The following is a 16,326-nucleotide window of genomic DNA, read 5'->3' as shown; positions in this document are numbered from 1 at the left end:
AAACTCAACCTAAGTTTGAATTGGGGAGTAGAACAGGTTAACTGATCCTTTAAAAGATTTTTAGCCTTTAGTAGCCAAAAACAATAAAAGCGGATGATCTTTCGATTATCCGCTTTTCCATTGATGCTCCCGAAGCTGGGCTCGAACCAGCGACCCTCTGATTAACAGTCAGATGCTCTAACCAGCTGAGCTATTCGGGATCCTTTTTCCCTTCAACGATCTCGACTCTGATATTTGAAGCAAGTCTCGATCGTTTTGGGAATGCAATATTAGGGCTTTTAAATTATTTATGCAATCTTTGCAGTGAAAATATTTTAAAAAAAATTAACCTTTTATATATGAGCCTGATAATCATAGGATCTGTAGCTTTCGATGCCATCGAGACACCTTTTGGAAAAACCGATAAAATTGTTGGTGGGGCCGCAACGTACGCTGGTTTAGCTGCATCTTACTTTAGCAAAGACGTAAAAATTGTAGGTGTTGTGGGTGATGACTTCCGCCAGGAAGACATTGATACTTTAAACAACCATGGTATAGACACTGAAGGCTTACAAATTAAACAAGGTGAAAAATCTTTCTTTTGGTCTGGAAGATACCACAATGATATGAACAGCAGAGATACTTTAACTACAGAACTGAATGTTCTTGCAGATTTTGATCCTGTAATCCCTGAGAGCTACCAGGACTGCGAGTTCCTGATGTTAGCTAACCTTGCACCGAAAACACAACAAACGGTTATACAGCGCCTAAAAAAGAGGCCAAAACTGATTGTAATGGACACCATGAATTTTTGGATGGACATCGCGATGGATGATTTATTGGAAACCATTAAATTGGTAGATGTTTTAACCATTAATGATGCCGAAGCACGTCAGTTATCTGGGGAGTATTCTCTGGTTAAAGCGGCTAAGAAAATCCAGGAAATGGGACCTAAATATGTGATCATTAAAAAAGGTGAACATGGTGCGCTATTATTCCATAAAGACCAGGTTTTCTCTGCTCCTGCCCTTCCGCTTGCTGAAGTTTTTGATCCGACAGGTGCTGGCGATACTTTTGCTGGCGGATTTATTGGTTATTTATCGAAAGTGGGGACCATCAATTTCAACAACATGAGAAATGCGATCATTTTCGGCTCAGCATTGGCTTCCTTTTGCGTGGAAAAATTCGGAACAGAAAGAATTATGGATTTAACCCAGGAAGAAATTCAAGCCCGTATCAGGGGATTCGTTAATCTGAGTTCATTTACAATATAAGAATCGCTGGCTTCGAAGCTATAAGCGAAACATACAATAAAAAACAGGCTGAGCGCCTGTTTTTTATTGTATGTTATTTCAATCGGCCAACAGGCTGGAATTTCTCAAAAACAGATTCACTATGCGGTGCATCAGCAAGCTCTTCTGTTAAATCCTGCCCGGCCCAATGTTCATAATGCTTGCCATTGCGCCACAACCTGCTTTCGGTAACTTCATAAATCAAACCTTTAAAAGCCACCCAAATTTGCGGTTTATCTTGTCCGTTGCGCAAAGCCAGTTGCTGCTTGGTATAATCAGGCAAATCCATGTTTTGGGCGTTTAAAGAATTCAAATAAGTAAATAGCAGCCAAAAGGAAGAGGCCTAAAAGGAAATAGTTTTCAAAGGGAACATAGGCCACATTAAACTTAATGGTATGCGCTACATGGTAAGCGATGGTACTTCCATTGTTAAACAGTAACTGGGATAATGCGTATAACAAAATAAATAAACCATAGACTCTATAAAATCTATACATAAATCTGTAAGTATTGATATACTCTATATAAAGCAGCAATAGCAGAAATAGAGAGAAAGTAAGTACGGTGTATGCTTTTGTATAAGCAAAGAAAATAATAGCAATGGATAAACCCAGGAATATATTACTTAAGGCCAGGCTGTATTTTTCAAGCTCGTTCTTTGGAAAGCGGCTATTTAAATAATTGTAGATACAGATTCCTGCAAAAGGCACCGTAAAGCAAAACAAGGCAGACTCGCCAGGGACCTCAAAAAAAGAAACGCCGGATGTTTGACTGTAATCATAAAGAACGAGCTTATACCGGGCAAATATGATTTTGATAATCACTGCAACAATCCCCATGATAGCTACTGAAGGAAAGATAGCCTTCCAGCCGTTGAAAACTACCGCCTTTTTATCAAAGGCTAACAGAAAGGGAACCAGGATAAGGATCAGATTAAATAAAATGCTGTTATTCATTTAAAATCATTAAGACCCGTCAAAAATAGGATTTCCAAGTCGTTTAGCAATTTTCTTTTTGTTGGCTGATCAGATGCTTGTGGCAACCCATTGCAAATATCGCTGCAACGGAATGAGATAACCCCGCTGTTTAAGCTGATTAGCTATCTAAAGGGCAGACCTCAAAGCAAATACTGTAAGGTAACGCAGGGCAGAAAAATGCAAAAAAAAACGCTTGCAAATGGAATTGCAAGCGCCTTCTACTTTAAAAAAACCGGAATTTTAAACTATATCGGCACCTAATATTTCTTTAGAATATGTTTTTAAATATTTTTTCAGAATTTGACGGGCAACATGTATCCTGGTTTTAACTGTACCGATTGGAATATCCAACATTTCGGCAATTTCATGGTATTTATATCCTTCAAAATATTTGATGAAGGGAACGTAGTATTCAGGTTGAAGGGTAGCCAGGGCCTTGTTGATATCTCCCATTACAAACTTGCTGTCGCTGGAGTTTTTACTGGCACTGTAATGTAAATTTGCAGAGGAAATATCTTCCGATTGGGTAATCAACGCATTGGTTTTTACAAGGCGTCTGTAGTTGTTGATAAAGGTGTTTTTCATGATGGTAAATAACCAGCCTTTTAAATTGGTCCCATCTTTGAATTTGCTGTAATAAGTAACCGCTTTGAGCATAGTATCCTGTACGAGGTCGTTTGCATCTTCAAGGTCTTTAGTAAAATTTAAAGCGAATGACTGTAAAGAAACTGAATGGTCGTGGAGTTGGAGGTTAAATTCGTTTTTCGTCATAATGTTTTAATTTATAAGGTGTTAAAAAGGCAAACAAACACAATCTTAAATGTGGCACTATTAAGTTTGTTTAATTTACGTTATTAAACCTTATACAACATATGTACCAAAAAAACGGAACACGAGTTTTGTTTAGTAAAATATGGGCTATTATCCAAATAATTCAGGAATCATAAAATATTTACTTCGCGTTCCAGTTTGATGCCAAATTTTTGGCACACTACATTGATAATCTGTTCTGAAAAACTATACACCTCTTGTCCTGTAGCATGACCATGGTTTACCAATACCAACGCCTGGTTCTTCCAGGTTCCGGTTTGTCCAACTACCCTCCCCTTGAATCCACAGCTTTCAATTAACCAGCCTGCTGCAATTTTATAATAATCATGACCAACAGGGTAATTCACTATTTCAGGATATGACTTTTGAATCTTTTCGAGTGTGCTTTTTTCAACAACCGGATTTTTAAAAAAACTTCCGGCATTGCCAATGGTGGATGGGTCAGGAAGTTTACTCACCCTGATTTCTGATACTATTGCAGAAATATCAGCAATAGTCGGTGATACAATATTTCTAACCGCTAATTCACTTTGAATGGCACCATATTGCGTATTCAGATTTGCCTGGGTACTGAGTTTAAAACTTACAGATGTAATAATATACAGACCTTTTAATTCATTTTTAAACACACTGTCACGGTAACCAAACTTACAATCCTCATAACTGAATATCCTTTTTATACCCGTTGCAACTTCATAACCGGTACAATTATAGAATACATCTTTCAGTTCTACACCGTAAGCACCAATATTCTGAATGGGCGACGCACCTACCGTACCGGGTATTAAACTTAGGTTTTCGACCCCGGCAAGGTTATTCTTTACACAATACTGTACAAAGTCGTTCCATACCACACCAGCGCCCGCTTCAACAATTATACTTGCACCGTCGCTTTGTTGTTGTTGAATTCCAGGAATACCGATTTTTACCACAAGACCGGGATAGTCCTGTGTAAATAAAACATTACTGCCGCCACCAAGGACAAGCATTTCGCCCAATTGATCACCAGCAGAAGCTAAAAACGCTATCAGTTCTGCTTCACTGAATATTTCAACAAAATACCTTGCTTGTGCAGCAATTGAAAATGTATTATAAGGTTTTAAAGAAATGTTTTCCTGAATTAATGGCATGTATCGATGTATTTTTTCCTGCTGCAAATGTAAATGTTATGCCTATAATTAGCAGTTAATTCAATATTTAAAAAAAAATACATAATTTAACATCCCTATTACACCGAAAACAAATACTAACACCTAAAAAGCATGAAGAATTAAGTTAAATGGAAAATCAGGATAAAAAAAGAGTTTTAATTATAAATGCAGCTTTAAATAGATTTGCTCATTATGGACTGGCAAAAACCACAATGACCGAAATAGCTAAAGATATTTCTTTCTCAAAAGCACTCTTATATTATTATTTTCCTGATAAACTGAGTTTGTACGTCAGCGTGATTGAGTACCTCATGCGTGCGATCAGTAAAGAATTAACTAAATCACTGGAGAAAACCAAAACTTCTACCGACGGTATCATGATGCTTTTGCAAAAACGCCAGGGTTATATACAGAAGTACTATAACTTAATGGAATACTCTAAACATTCCTGTACAGAACTTTCCGGGGGCCTGTATGAAAAGTTCACTAAGGCAAAGGACTTCGAATTGAAAATTCTCACGACCTTATTCAATAAAGGAATAGAAAACGGAGAGTTTATCCATACAGATATGGCATTAATTACCGAAATATTCGTTGATGCCCTCTCTGGTATCCACTATAATATCCTGAATAAGGATAAAAACATCTTCCCTGATAAAGAGCAGTTTAAGCAAATCTTTATTAAGGAGAAGCGATTTGCGGAAGTCTTTCTTACAGGCTTGAGACCGAATATTTTGTCATAACTTTGTAACCTTTGCCATTATTTAAATAAGCCATACTTATACAGAAAAATAATGGCAGTACTTTTGACCCAATCTATAAAAAAGTCAAAAGGTAAAAAGGTTAAAAAGTAGAATGGATAAAAAGAAAGAACAGATTATTGAAGGCGCCATCAAACGCTTTATACATTATGGGATCAGCAAGACCACGATGAATGAAATAGCGGATGATTTATCCGTTTCAAAACCCTCCTTATACTATTACTTCCCAGACAAAGGCAGTTTGGTATATGGTGTAATCAGCAAGATTTTTAGCGATTATTTTGATTTACTGACAAAGGAAAAGTCATTCCCTTCACTGGAAACTGCTTTTTCCAGCCTCCTGGAAATCAGACACCGCTTTTTTCAAAAATACTATATGTTGCATTTATCTTTCGGCACTGTAGAGGCTACTTACAACACTGCTGAACTGAAAGATTTGATTCTTGCCTGCAAAAATAAGGACCTGGAATTTCATGCCGCACATTTGCAAAGAGCCATGGATTTAGGTGAGATTGATGCTGCCGACAGTCATGATCTGGCTGAATTGTATTTGCAATGCCTAACAGGCATCACTTCTTTATGTGTGATGAGTGGCAACAAGGAATTACTGCCTAATAAAAAGTCTTTGAAATTATTACACGAAAAACAGCAACAATTATCTAAAATTTTCATCAAAGGATTGAAGAACTAAAATAGACGATAGGATAAAACCAAACAAACTTGAATGAACCCAATTAATAGAACATTGAAATTAGTCCCGCTTTTATTGCTGGGTTTGTTTCTTACAAAAGGGGCACATGCCCAAGAGCAGCAGCTCACCTTAAAACAAGCCTTGAACTATGCCGTTAAAAACAGCGAGAATGTTCGTAAAGCCCGGCTGGATATCGATGGCGGTAGGTTTAAAACCCAGGAAATAAGGTCTCAGGCCCTACCACAGCTTAGCGCTAATGGCTCCTTAACTTATAACCCCATCGTTGGCCAGTTGGTGATTGGCGACCAGTCCTTTCAAATTGGACGAAATTGGAATGCCAATGCTGGTGTTCAATTGAGCCAGCAGCTTTTTAACCAACAAGTATTTACGGGGTTACAGGCTGCCAAAAGAAGTGAAAGCTATTATAACCTCAGTGCGGAATTAACAGAAGAACAGATCATTGAACAAGTAGCCAACACCTATTACCAGGTATTGGTGAACCGCGAAAGGTTGAAGGTGATCAATACCAATATCAAGAACATCAAAGTAGTAGAGGATATTCTTGGCAACCAATATAAGAATGGTCTTGCTCGAAAAATTGATGTAGACCGTATTAAGGTCAACCTGACCAATATGGAAAGCCAGCAGGAACAAACTACCAACGCGGTGACGCAATTGGAGAACCAGCTTAAATACTTTATGGGGATGCCTGTGAATACACCCATCGACTTGCCTTCTACTGAATTAAGTGAAATAACTACTTTGCCGGCACTTTCTGATAGCGTAAGCGTTTCTGAAAGGACTGAAATTAGGTTACTTGATGTGCAACGCGACCTGCTTTCTTTGCAGAGAAAAGCCTATGTATCTGAGTATTACCCTACACTTTCTTTAACAGGCAACATTTCTTATACAGGACAAAGTGATAAATTTGACTTGTTTAAAAAGAACAGTTCTGCATTTTGGTATGATGCCTCAGCTATAGGGCTGAGTTTGAATATTCCGATTTTTAACGGCTTCGCCACACGTTCAAGAATCAGACAGGCAGATGTCGACATCAAAAAGGCAGATGAAGACAGAAGACAAACCACCAACGCCCTTAACCTTGATTATGAAAACGCAAAAATCCAATTGAGGAACAGTATAGCCACCATCAATGCACAAAGGGAAAACGTAACCCTTGCAGAAGAAATTTATAGAAGCACTCAAAACAATTACAATAACGGCTTAGCCGCACTTACCGATCTTTTAGATACTGAAAATGCATTGACAGAAGCACAAAACAGCTTTACACAAGCATTGTTAAGTTATAAAATTGCAGAAATCCAACTCATCAAATCAAACGGAAATATAAAATCACTATTACAATGAAAAGAGGAATTATTATAGCTATTATAATTATTGTTGCCCTTGGCGGAATAGCATTCGTATTGGACAATAATAAAAAGAAAAATGATGCAATAACAGCTATTGTTGCTCAGGGAAGTGGTGCCGTTACAGTGAGGATTGCACCGGTTAAAATGGAACCTGTAAACCTGGATTACAGTGTGAATGGCCTATTTACACCTTATAAGGAATTGAATTTCTTATCAGAGAATGCAGGACGGGTAAGTAAAATATACGTAGAAGAAGGGGATTATGTGAAGAGAGGACAAGTTTTAGCCCGCGTAGATGCTGAAATTTTAAATACTGACCGCGAAACTGCAGAAGCGACCCTTCAAAACGCCTTAAGAGATGAAGCACGTTACACGAGTTCTTTTGCTACAGGCGGGGTTACCCAACAACAACTGGATCAGGCAAAACTTTCGGTTAAAAATGCGAGATTAAGGCTGCAGGCTTCTCAACGCCGGGTAAGTGACGCCAATATCAAATCACCGATCAACGGTATTGTGAATAAAAAATACATTGAAGTGGGTGCTTTTGTTAATTCACAGGGCACACAATTATTTGAATTGGTAGATGTGAGCAGACTTAAATTAAAAGTGAATGTAAATGAAAGCCAGGTAGCCAATCTAAAATTAGGTGATGCTGTTCAAATTAAATCCAACGTTTTCCCGACAGTGGATTTCAATGGAAAAGTGACCTTTATTGCACCTAAAGCAGATAACTCTTTAAACTTCCCTATTGAAATTCAGGTAGAGAACAATAAGCCCAACACCATTAAAGCGGGTATGTATGGAACTGCTATCTTCAAATTCCCTAAACAAGCTCCGGCTATTACTATTCCAAGGGGTTCTTTTGTGGGTAGTGTGAGCAGCAACGAAGTTTTCGTATTGGAAAATGGTAAAACCGCCAGGCTTCGCAAAGTGGTTGCCGGAAGAATTCTGGGTGAGAAGGTGGAAATTCTTGATGGCCTGAAAGAAGGTGACACAGTTATTACCAGTGGACAAATCAATTTAACCGATGGATCATTAGTTGATCCATTAAAATAATATAGACCGATGAAGATTGCAGAAATATCCATCAAACGTCCATCACTGGTCATCGTCGTTTTTACGGCGCTTACCTTACTTGGATTATTAAGTTACTTTTCGTTGAGTTACGAATTGCTTCCAAAGTTTTCCAATAATGTAGTATCCATATCGACTATATACCCGGGAGCCTCGCCAAGTGAGGTGGAAAATACCATAACCAAGAAACTGGAAGACGCGGTTTCCTCCATGGAAAACATCAAGAAACTTAATGCAGTTTCTTATGAAAGTTTATCCGTAGTAATCATCACCTTAAATGATAAAGCCAATGTCGATTTATCATTAAATGAAGCGCAAAGAAAGGTAAATGCCATACTTGCAGATTTACCTGAAGAAGTGAAACCTCCTTCGCTCAGCAAGTTCTCGCTGGATGACCTTCCAGTCATCACCATGACGGCTTCAGGAAATTTGGATGATGCAGCGTTTTATGACTTAATGGATAACCGCATTGCGCCTGTTGTATCCCGTGTAAGCGGTGTTGCCCAGGTTACATTAGTTGGTGGCCAGGAACGTGAAATCGCGGTAGATCTTAATGCCGACAAACTGGAAGGCTATGGTCTGACTATTTTACAGGTACAGCAAGCCATATTAACCTCTAACCTTGATTTCCCGACCGGTAGCGTTAAAACCCAAAATCAGGATATCCTGATCCGTCTATCGGGTAAATACAAGGATGTGGAAGAATTGCGGAACCTGGTTGTTGCCACCAGCAATACTGGCGCACAAGTGCGTTTGGCTGATGTAGCCGATATTCAGGATACCCAAAAAGAGGCTGAAAAATTAGCACGTGTTGACCGCAAGGGTGCTATTGCTATACAGATCATTAAACAATCTGATGCCAATGCGGTGGAAGTAAGTAAGGGTGTCCATAAAATTGTGGAAACTTTAGAAAATGATTACAAGGGCATCGGCCTGAAGGTTGACATTGTGAGTGACAGCTCCATTTTTACCCTGGAATCTGCAGATGCGGTCATCCACGATTTGATCCTGGCGATTATCTTAGTGGCTTTTGTGATGCTCTTCTTCTTGCACAGCATCCGTAACGCCTTAATTGTAATGGTGGCTATTCCTGCTTCTTTGATTGCAACTTTTATTGGAATTGAGTTGTTGGGTTATACCTTGAACCTGATGTCCTTACTGGGCTTATCGCTGGTGATCGGAATATTAGTGGATGATGCCATCGTGGTACTTGAAAACATTTACAGGCACATGGAAATGGGTAAAAACCGGGTTCGAGCCTCCATGGATGCTACTGCTGAAATCGGCTTTACTGTGGTATCTATTACCCTGGTAATCGTGGTGGTGTTTTTCCCTATTGCCCTTAGCTCTGGCTTAGTTTCTAACATCCTGCGTCAGTTTTGTGTGGTGGTGATCATGGCCACACTCCTCTCCCTGGTTGCTTCCTTTACCATTGTACCCCTTTTATCTTCCCGTTTCGGAAAGCTGGAGAAAATAGAAGGTAAAAATGCCTTCGGACGCTTTATATTATGGTTCGAGAAACAACTCAGTACTTTTACCAAATGGGTTACCGGCCTGTTGACCTGGTCGCTTGACCATAAATTCATCACACTGGCCGTCACATTCCTACTGCTTGTTGCCTCTATGGGATTGCTGGTTATGGGATATATTGGTTTTGAGTTTTTCCCAAAAAGTGATAAAGGCGAATTCTTAGTACAGATTGAACTCCCAAAAGATGCTTCTGTAGAGCAGACGAATTTTGTGACCCAAAAAGCCGAGGCTTTTCTGGATAAGGAACCGGAAATTGTGCAGATGATCACAACCGTAGGACAGTCCAGTGGTGATTTTGGTGGTACACAGGCTACGGCTTATAAAGCGGAGATCAATGTGAGATTAGTTGCTCGCGATAAACGCGAGGATATATCCAGTGTTTATGCGACCAAAGTGGGCCGTGAACTGGCAAGACAGCTGCCGGGCGTAAAGGTTAAAACCGTTCCGATCAGTATCCTGGGTTTTGCAGAAAATGCGCCTATTGATATGGTGGTGATGGGTTCTGACCTCGACAGCGTGTTGCGATATGCTGAAGCTGCAAAAGCTGTACTCGCTACGATCCCAGGATCGGCAGAAATTAAATTATCTGTTGAAAAAGGTAGTCCGGAGATCAATGTACAGGTGGACAGGGATAAAATGGCTGCCCTCGGCTTATCGCTACAAACGGTGGGTGCAACCATGCAGACTGCTTTTAGCGGCAATACGGACAGTAAATTCAGGAAAGGTGAATATGAATATGACATCAATATCCGTTACGGCGCTTTTAACCGCAAAAGCATTGAAGATGTGCAAAACCTGAACTTTATCAACAATGCAGGCGAGAAAGTAAAACTTTCCCAATTTGCTGCCATCAAAGAAGGCTCAGGCCCTAGTCAGCTGGAAAGACGCGATAAAAGCACTTCAGTTTCCGTAAAAGCACAGTCTATCGGCCGGCCGACGGGTACTATCGTTACCGAATTTGAGACTAAACTGCTGGACCTTGAAAAAGAGGGAAAAATACAGCGACCTGTAGGCGTAAGTTATGTTTGGGGTGGTGATCAGGAGAATCAAAGTGAAGGTTTTGGTACTTTGGGTATAGCGCTCCTGGCTTCTATTATTTTGGTTTACCTGATTATGGTGGCACTTTATGATAGCTTTATCCACCCTTTTGTGGTGATGTTCTCTATCCCGCTGTCTATTATCGGGGCCTTGCTGGCGCTTGCCTTAACCAATAATGCCATGGGTATCTTTACCATCCTCGGATTGATCATGCTGATTGGTCTGGTGGCGAAAAACGCAATTATCCTTGTCGATTTTACTAACCAGATGAAAGCGGAAGGCCGCAGCACCAGGGAAGCTTTAATTTTAGCCAACCATGCTCGTTTACGCCCGATTTTAATGACTACCATCGCCATGGTGATCGGGATGATGCCTATTGCCCTGGCCAGTGGTGCCGGTGCTGAATGGAAAAATGGTCTGGCATGGGTAATTATTGGTGGCTTATCCAGTTCCCTGTTTTTAACCTTGATCATTGTACCAGTCATGTACCAGGTTTTCGACAGCCTTGTTGTACGTCTCGGTGGAAATAAACACGGCAAAACCATAGATCAAATGATGGTTGAGCCGTATGCACATAAAGAAGTGAAAGAATATGATATGGATGCCGTGCAGATGTAATTTTTGTTGTAAAGGCTAAATAGAATTGTAAGTTTATTGTGAATCCCTGGCTGTGAAAATAGTCAGGGATTTTTTTTTAAATATCGCCTCTAATGAGGACATCAAATGGAACTCACCAGATTTACTTAACGGTGAAATTCGCCGATTCGACCGAAAAAAACAGAGTTAAACCTTTGAGACAAATTCGATCTGGCACCAAAGCTTCATTTCTATATCAAACCAACTTTGCTGATACACACAGACGATATAATGCCTTGACTGAGTATTATAAAAATATAGATTATTGAACTTGTGGAGGCTTCTCCGATTATTTAAGATGATGAACTAGGCTGCCCCTTGTGCATTTAGAAATTACACCGATTCAATTGATTATGAATACTGAGATTTAGGTAAGCTTACTGCTCGCTTTTGGCGGACAATAAGCTCCCTGCAAATCGAAAAGCCTCTTATTGTACATTTACATCTAATAATTTTAACCAGCCTGCGGTGGTAATATCACCATTAACAGCCAATTTTATTTCCGGCTGATTTTCTTTCGAGGTATCAACGATGGCTACTGCCCATGTATACATACCAGCTGGCACACCTAATGTAGTTTTGAATTCATATCTTACTGGAGCATTCTTTAACCAAGTGGAAGGCTCACTGTTTTCATCTACGAAAACTTTCTTCACAGCCCCACTCGCATCCAACAGCGCAAAGGCCACTTTATATTTAAAGTTCCATTGGGGAATATTATTTGGGAAATAACCCCATCCCATATTTCTCCAGCGGTGTGTAATGGTAGCTTCTTCACTACTGATAAGTTTTTCTGGTAAGTATACCTGATCTGGATAAAGTCGATAACCTCCTTCAGAAACAAACCGTTGTACCAATGAAAAAGATTTCGTGAACCAGCTTTCTGTATCTCCTATACGAAAGTCCATCATGTTTACAGCTGCCTCTAGTGAAGCATCAAATTCTCCTTTTCTTACATCTTCCGGATGTCCTTCTCTGTACTTACCACTTGGATCGGTCCAGTAACGATGGGTACCACTGGTGATCCACCCTCCCTCCATCAGAATTGGACGTTTGAAATTCCAAGTTTTAGCGAAAGCTTTTTCCCAACTTTGATAGTAATCAGTCATCCCAAAAGCATCTTGCCGAAGGCTATATCCTTTATTAATCATTTTAGTTAACAATTTATCTGAATTGGGGTTAGCCGAACCCCAGCTTACTGGATCCCCAATTACACGATGATAGTTGATCACCAAGGGCACCTTAGTGAAAGTTTTTACATAAAGATCTGAAACCCAATCCATCACCTCTTCCTTCATTGTCTCCGCACTTCGGCCAGAAGGTGCGTACGGATCTTCGTAAATTACGTTATGTGCCTCACCCCATTTACCCAAGCCGTACGCATCAATAAACGAGGTTTTCTTTGGATCATTAAAATCTTTTGCCAGCTCTTCAATAAATTTAGCATAATGCTGTCTGAAAACTGCATCTTGAGGATAGGGAGTTCTTCGATTTGGGAAGGATGGATTCTCTACATAGTATTTAGCCCCAGCATCGAACACAAATTGCGGCGTATTCAAACCTTGGTCACGTCCATCTACTACAATTCGAAAAGCAATAGGCAGACCTCGGCTTTCTGCTCCCTTAATCATTTTATAAAGCGCAGTACTTGGATCTCTCCAGGCATATACACCAGTAGTAGGGTTAAATGTCGCCCAATTGGTGCGAATGTAACAAGCTGATGCATAATCTATAGCTTTCACTTTCTTCCCTAAATCAGGCACATAATATTCACTGTCCCAATAAGAATCGACACCAGTGCCAGAGCCATACATTACCCAGCCATTTAATGGATTACGAAATGTAGAACTTCTATTGTAATTAGGTTTAACCAAAGTTCCCTGAGCTTGTTTTTCATCATCTTCCGAGTTCTTCTTGCAGGCAAAAAACAGAAGGCATAAAACTGCGGCCAATATTTTTAGGCCAGCTATTTTATAGTTAATTTTTTTCATTTTAAATAACCTTAAAAGTTAATCTATACTTCAATATCATCAACTAGTTTTGATCTAGCGTTTTTCAGCGAGGATGGTATTATTTCGCAAATCAAAAACCAAGACATTTGTAGTTGCCGGAATGGTGTAATAAGAATCACGTTGTGCACTTGTAGTCCCTCCCGATAAAGTGGCTACTGTACCTAGTACAAGGGAAAGCTCCTGTTTTGTTCCGGCTGCAGTGAGCGGACAGCTAAACGCATAAGCCAGATTCTTGTTGTTATCGTTCCTGCCATAAACAATGAACTTAGCCTTTCCTACTCTCCCTCCTGTGTACACCAATATTTGCGGATCGGCCAAACTTACTTTACAATCCAATTTAATTGGTGTGCCCCAACCGTTAACTGCACCATGCATCCACAATTCTTCAACGATAGTGGTCATTGCTGTGCTACCTGCCCAAGTAACAGATTTCGGTGTAAGTGCTTGCGCCGGCGAATAAATTGTAGCTGTTGCTTTCTGCATGTTCACCACGACACGATACTCGCCGGCGGTTTCTATTTTCCACGAAAAAGCAGTTTCTCTCATCTTTATAGCAAATGCAGCACCATCTTGTAACGTTGTGCTGGCATCAGCTGATGAGATATAATTAGTTGTTCCGTTATACTCTACAGGAATTTCCAAATTACCAGGCTGGAGGTTTAACACATACGCATACTGGTTCAAATTTTCGAGTGTTTTAGGCATTTCAATCTTATTAATTCCAAGCACCGCACTTCCTCCAAGAAACACTTTGTCGGCATCAAAAACTACAGTTTTAATTGGTGTCACCACAACTTTTATAGTTCGAACTTCTGGCACCTCAAAGGTTACACCACCTTCCCACTCGGCAACCACCCTAAACTCAAGCGTAAAAGCTTTATTAGCGGGTATACCCCACTTTTCATTTGCCCAATTCTGTAACTGCTCTGATGTGAAAGTTTTGCTATACACACCGTCATCTTCATAAGTCATAATCGCCGTTGACGAACCGAAATTATTGCCCACCACATCTAATCTTGTAGTATAGGTAACCATATGGTCATCTGATTGCGACCTGGCTGGTTCCCAGGTAAATGTGACAATATCTTTATCAAGATTACTTTCGTCTAATGTTATCTCTGCTGACGAAACCTTTAGCTCCATTTTTTCTTGAACTTTTTCTATGTCTTTAATTTCCTTTTTGCAGGCCAAGACACAAAGCACAAAGCATAATGACATTAGGATTTTATATATATAGTTTACGCTTTTCATGATATTCTTTTTAGTTAAAATAATATTCTTTAGTTCAACATTATTAACGATATCGTTGTCATCATTTTTATTAGTTATATCCCGGATTCTGAGGGAATGGCGCATCTCGGTTGGCATCTCTAATTGCCTGAGGAATTGGCCATAACATATGATTATCTTTAATCTTATCCTTGATCGCCGGATTATATAATTTTACCCTATCTACCAATTTTTTGGTACGCACTAGCGTGAATCGTCTGCTTTCTTCGCCCACCAATTCTCTAATGCGTTCATCCAAAAGGAAATCCATGTCCATTTCAGCTGCTACAATATCTCCGGCACCTGCTCTCCTACGCACTTCATTTACAGCATCAGTTGCTTTACCGGGATTATTCTGTCCTAGGTAAGCCTCTGCCAAAAGCAAATATGTCTCCGCCAAACGGAATTTCATACGGTCTTTGTAACTACCAGTTAAACTTAAGTTCTCTGCACGTCCATAAAAGAATTTGGTGATGGCAGGGAACAAGGTTTTAGTAGTGAACCACGTCTGTTCTGTTATTGGAGCCTTTTTTCCAAACAGGGTGGCATCACCTGCATTGTTATAATACCAATTGCGTTTAATGTTATAGTTTGAATTACGGAGATCAGTTGCATCAAAAATACCAGCAACATTTCCAGTGGCGTTCGTGCCATTCGTTCCAGTCCACCATTTCATAGGCACTAGCTGAGCAATACCGCGACCGCCCAAAGTATCGGCTAAGACAAATCCGTTTATCGAAGAGTAATTAGGAACCCAGGCCCTACGTGTCCAATCGTCTGAATTGGTACCTCCACCAACCACATTAAATTGAAATTGTAACACCCATATGCTTTCTTTGTTACCACTAGTTAACCTATTCTGGTTATTCTCCAAAAATAAATCATTAAAAACATCGCCAGCTTTATCCTTATTTACACCAAATCTGGTTTTCATTAAGCTATAATAACCACTATTAATTACAGCCAAAGCAGCTTGTTCTGCGGCAGGATAATCACCTTGTAATAAATGAATCTCGCTTAATAAATGACTCGCAACCCATTTTGTTACTTTTCCATCTTTTACTTGATCAGGATTTGTTGGCAAGTGCTGCACGGCAAATTTCAAATCCTCTACAATATGAGCTATTACTTCGGCTTTGGGCGTACGAGTGAAATTTAGTTTAAAATCATACATAATCGTCTCTACGTAAGGTACATCTCCATAAAGATAAACTAATGTACGATAGGCATACGCTCTGAAAAAACGTGCTACTGCCTGAAAATGCTCCTTATCTGTGGGAGAATCCCAATTGGTGTTCTGTTCTGAATATACTAGCATTAAATTGGCTGAAGAAATTAAGCTGTAAGCCCAATTCCAATAGGTGCCTACAAATCTTTCTGCTGGTGTAAGGGTTAAATTGGCAAACGCCATTAAAGATGCATCACTATTAATTACGTCGGCAATATCCGTAGCAGCCTGTAAAGCTTCATAAGGAGCTGCACCATTGTGGATATAAGCTCCCCCCTCGCCATAAGTATTGTACTCTGAACGGGTAAGTGCGTAAAATCCGGCACTACCTACTTCAAATCCGTAGGTACTGGTATAAGTATTGGTTGGTGCTAATTCAGTTTTCAAATCTTCTTCCAAAAACTTTTTACAGCCAGCTAACGACATCAATATGATAAGTGCAATACTTTTTGTTATAATATTTTTCATCTTCGTATTGTATTAA

Annotated in this window: 13 protein-coding genes and 1 tRNA gene; 6 read left to right on the top strand and 8 right to left on the bottom strand. The window is 39.7% G+C overall.

The genetic code is table 11. The features are described from left to right. Nucleotides 1-126: 126 nt before the first annotated feature. A tRNA-Asn gene (locus tag WG905_RS04840) sits at nt 127-200 on the bottom strand. Between the two features lie 138 nt (nt 201-338). On the opposite strand from WG905_RS04840, the gene WG905_RS04835 reads away from it, so the two are divergent. After that, nucleotides 339-1,253 carry a PfkB family carbohydrate kinase gene (locus tag WG905_RS04835; protein ID WP_339590576.1) on the top strand — a complete coding sequence of 305 codons (915 nt, stop codon included), beginning with the start codon at nt 339-341 and terminating at the stop codon, nt 1,251-1,253. Between the two features lie 73 nt (nt 1,254-1,326). Here the strand turns inward: WG905_RS04835 and WG905_RS04830 are convergent, their stop codons facing one another. The 4 genes from WG905_RS04830 to murB form a co-directional block, all read right to left on the bottom strand. Beyond that, a complete protein-coding gene (locus WG905_RS04830; RefSeq protein WP_339590575.1) occupies nt 1,327-1,560 on the bottom strand; it encodes a cytochrome b5 domain-containing protein in 234 nt (77 codons plus the stop codon). After that, nucleotides 1,547-2,227 carry a lycopene cyclase domain-containing protein gene (locus WG905_RS04825; protein ID WP_339590574.1) on the bottom strand — a complete coding sequence of 227 codons (681 nt, stop codon included), beginning with the start codon at nt 2,225-2,227 and terminating at the stop codon, nt 1,547-1,549. The genes WG905_RS04830 and WG905_RS04825 overlap by 14 nt, the downstream gene beginning before the upstream one ends. Nucleotides 2,228-2,488: 261 nt before the next feature. Continuing rightward, nucleotides 2,489-3,019 carry an RNA polymerase sigma factor gene (locus tag WG905_RS04820; RefSeq protein WP_339590573.1) on the bottom strand — a complete coding sequence of 177 codons (531 nt, stop codon included), beginning with the start codon at nt 3,017-3,019 and terminating at the stop codon, nt 2,489-2,491. Nucleotides 3,020-3,189: 170 nt separating this feature from the next. Then, nucleotides 3,190-4,209 (bottom strand): UDP-N-acetylmuramate dehydrogenase, encoded by a 1,020-nt coding sequence (gene murB / locus WG905_RS04815; RefSeq protein WP_339590572.1) that lies wholly within the window; start codon nt 4,207-4,209, stop codon nt 3,190-3,192. A 149-nt stretch (nt 4,210-4,358) separates the two neighbouring features. On the opposite strand from murB, the gene WG905_RS04810 reads away from it, so the two are divergent. The 5 genes from WG905_RS04810 to WG905_RS04790 all read left to right on the top strand — a co-directional run bounded on the left by WG905_RS04810 (nt 4,359) and on the right by WG905_RS04790 (nt 11,315). Further along, on the top strand, nt 4,359-4,973 hold the full coding sequence (locus WG905_RS04810; protein WP_339590571.1) for a TetR/AcrR family transcriptional regulator: 615 nt from the start codon (nt 4,359-4,361) through the stop codon (nt 4,971-4,973). 112 nt (nt 4,974-5,085) lie between these two features. After that, a complete protein-coding gene (locus WG905_RS04805) occupies nt 5,086-5,682 on the top strand; it encodes a TetR/AcrR family transcriptional regulator (RefSeq protein WP_339590570.1) in 597 nt (198 codons plus the stop codon). Nucleotides 5,683-5,715: 33 nt separating this feature from the next. Then, nucleotides 5,716-7,050: a TolC family protein gene (locus WG905_RS04800; protein WP_339590569.1), complete on the top strand. Its 1,335-nt coding sequence runs from the start codon at nt 5,716-5,718 to the stop codon at nt 7,048-7,050. Continuing rightward, nucleotides 7,047-8,111, top strand: a complete 1,065-nt coding sequence (locus tag WG905_RS04795) for an efflux RND transporter periplasmic adaptor subunit (RefSeq protein ID WP_339590568.1) — start codon at nt 7,047-7,049, stop codon at nt 8,109-8,111. The genes WG905_RS04800 and WG905_RS04795 overlap by 4 nt, the downstream gene beginning before the upstream one ends. A gap of 9 nt (nt 8,112-8,120) precedes the next feature. After that, the gene (locus WG905_RS04790) at nt 8,121-11,315 is read left to right on the top strand and encodes an efflux RND transporter permease subunit (protein WP_339590567.1); all 3,195 of its coding nucleotides are present in this window, start codon (nt 8,121-8,123) and stop codon (nt 11,313-11,315) included. Between the two features lie 446 nt (nt 11,316-11,761). On the opposite strand, the gene WG905_RS04785 is transcribed toward WG905_RS04790, so the two are convergent. From WG905_RS04785 to WG905_RS04775, 3 genes are all read right to left on the bottom strand, one after another. Beyond that, nucleotides 11,762-13,324, bottom strand: coding sequence for a DUF4832 domain-containing protein (locus WG905_RS04785; protein ID WP_339590566.1), 1,563 nt, complete (start codon nt 13,322-13,324; stop codon nt 11,762-11,764). Between the two features lie 54 nt (nt 13,325-13,378). After that, on the bottom strand, nt 13,379-14,563 hold the full coding sequence (locus WG905_RS04780; protein WP_339590565.1) for a SusE domain-containing protein: 1,185 nt from the start codon (nt 14,561-14,563) through the stop codon (nt 13,379-13,381). A gap of 103 nt (nt 14,564-14,666) precedes the next feature. Then, nucleotides 14,667-16,310: a RagB/SusD family nutrient uptake outer membrane protein gene (locus tag WG905_RS04775; protein WP_339590564.1), complete on the bottom strand. Its 1,644-nt coding sequence runs from the start codon at nt 16,308-16,310 to the stop codon at nt 14,667-14,669. Nucleotides 16,311-16,326: the final 16 nt, after the last annotated feature.

It is taken from the genome of Pedobacter immunditicola (assembly GCF_037482985.1).
In the GTDB taxonomy this organism is placed as follows: domain Bacteria; phylum Bacteroidota; class Bacteroidia; order Sphingobacteriales; family Sphingobacteriaceae; genus Pedobacter; species Pedobacter immunditicola.
The sequence above is the reverse complement of the archived record's forward strand: the minus strand, read 5'-3'. Positions and strand labels throughout refer to the sequence as shown.

Excerpts from the sequence above, each read along its gene's own strand:
- WG905_RS04835 (WP_339590576.1), top strand. The coding sequence starts at position 339 with ATGAGCCTGATAATCATAGGATCTGTAGCTTTCGATGCCATCGAGACA.
- WG905_RS04830 (WP_339590575.1), bottom strand. The coding sequence starts at position 1,560 with ATGGATTTGCCTGATTATACCAAGCAGCAACTGGCTTTGCGCAACGGA.
- WG905_RS04825 (WP_339590574.1), bottom strand. The coding sequence starts at position 2,227 with ATGAATAACAGCATTTTATTTAATCTGATCCTTATCCTGGTTCCCTTT.
- WG905_RS04820 (WP_339590573.1), bottom strand. The coding sequence starts at position 3,019 with ATGACGAAAAACGAATTTAACCTCCAACTCCACGACCATTCAGTTTCT.
- murB (WP_339590572.1), bottom strand. The coding sequence starts at position 4,209 with ATGCCATTAATTCAGGAAAACATTTCTTTAAAACCTTATAATACATTT.
- WG905_RS04810 (WP_339590571.1), top strand. The coding sequence starts at position 4,359 with ATGGAAAATCAGGATAAAAAAAGAGTTTTAATTATAAATGCAGCTTTA.
- WG905_RS04805 (WP_339590570.1), top strand. The coding sequence starts at position 5,086 with ATGGATAAAAAGAAAGAACAGATTATTGAAGGCGCCATCAAACGCTTT.
- WG905_RS04800 (WP_339590569.1), top strand. The coding sequence starts at position 5,716 with ATGAACCCAATTAATAGAACATTGAAATTAGTCCCGCTTTTATTGCTG.
- WG905_RS04795 (WP_339590568.1), top strand. The coding sequence starts at position 7,047 with ATGAAAAGAGGAATTATTATAGCTATTATAATTATTGTTGCCCTTGGC.
- WG905_RS04790 (WP_339590567.1), top strand. The coding sequence starts at position 8,121 with ATGAAGATTGCAGAAATATCCATCAAACGTCCATCACTGGTCATCGTC.
- WG905_RS04785 (WP_339590566.1), bottom strand. The coding sequence starts at position 13,324 with ATGAAAAAAATTAACTATAAAATAGCTGGCCTAAAAATATTGGCCGCA.
- WG905_RS04780 (WP_339590565.1), bottom strand. The coding sequence starts at position 14,563 with ATGTCATTATGCTTTGTGCTTTGTGTCTTGGCCTGCAAAAAGGAAATT.
- WG905_RS04775 (WP_339590564.1), bottom strand. The coding sequence starts at position 16,310 with ATGAAAAATATTATAACAAAAAGTATTGCACTTATCATATTGATGTCG.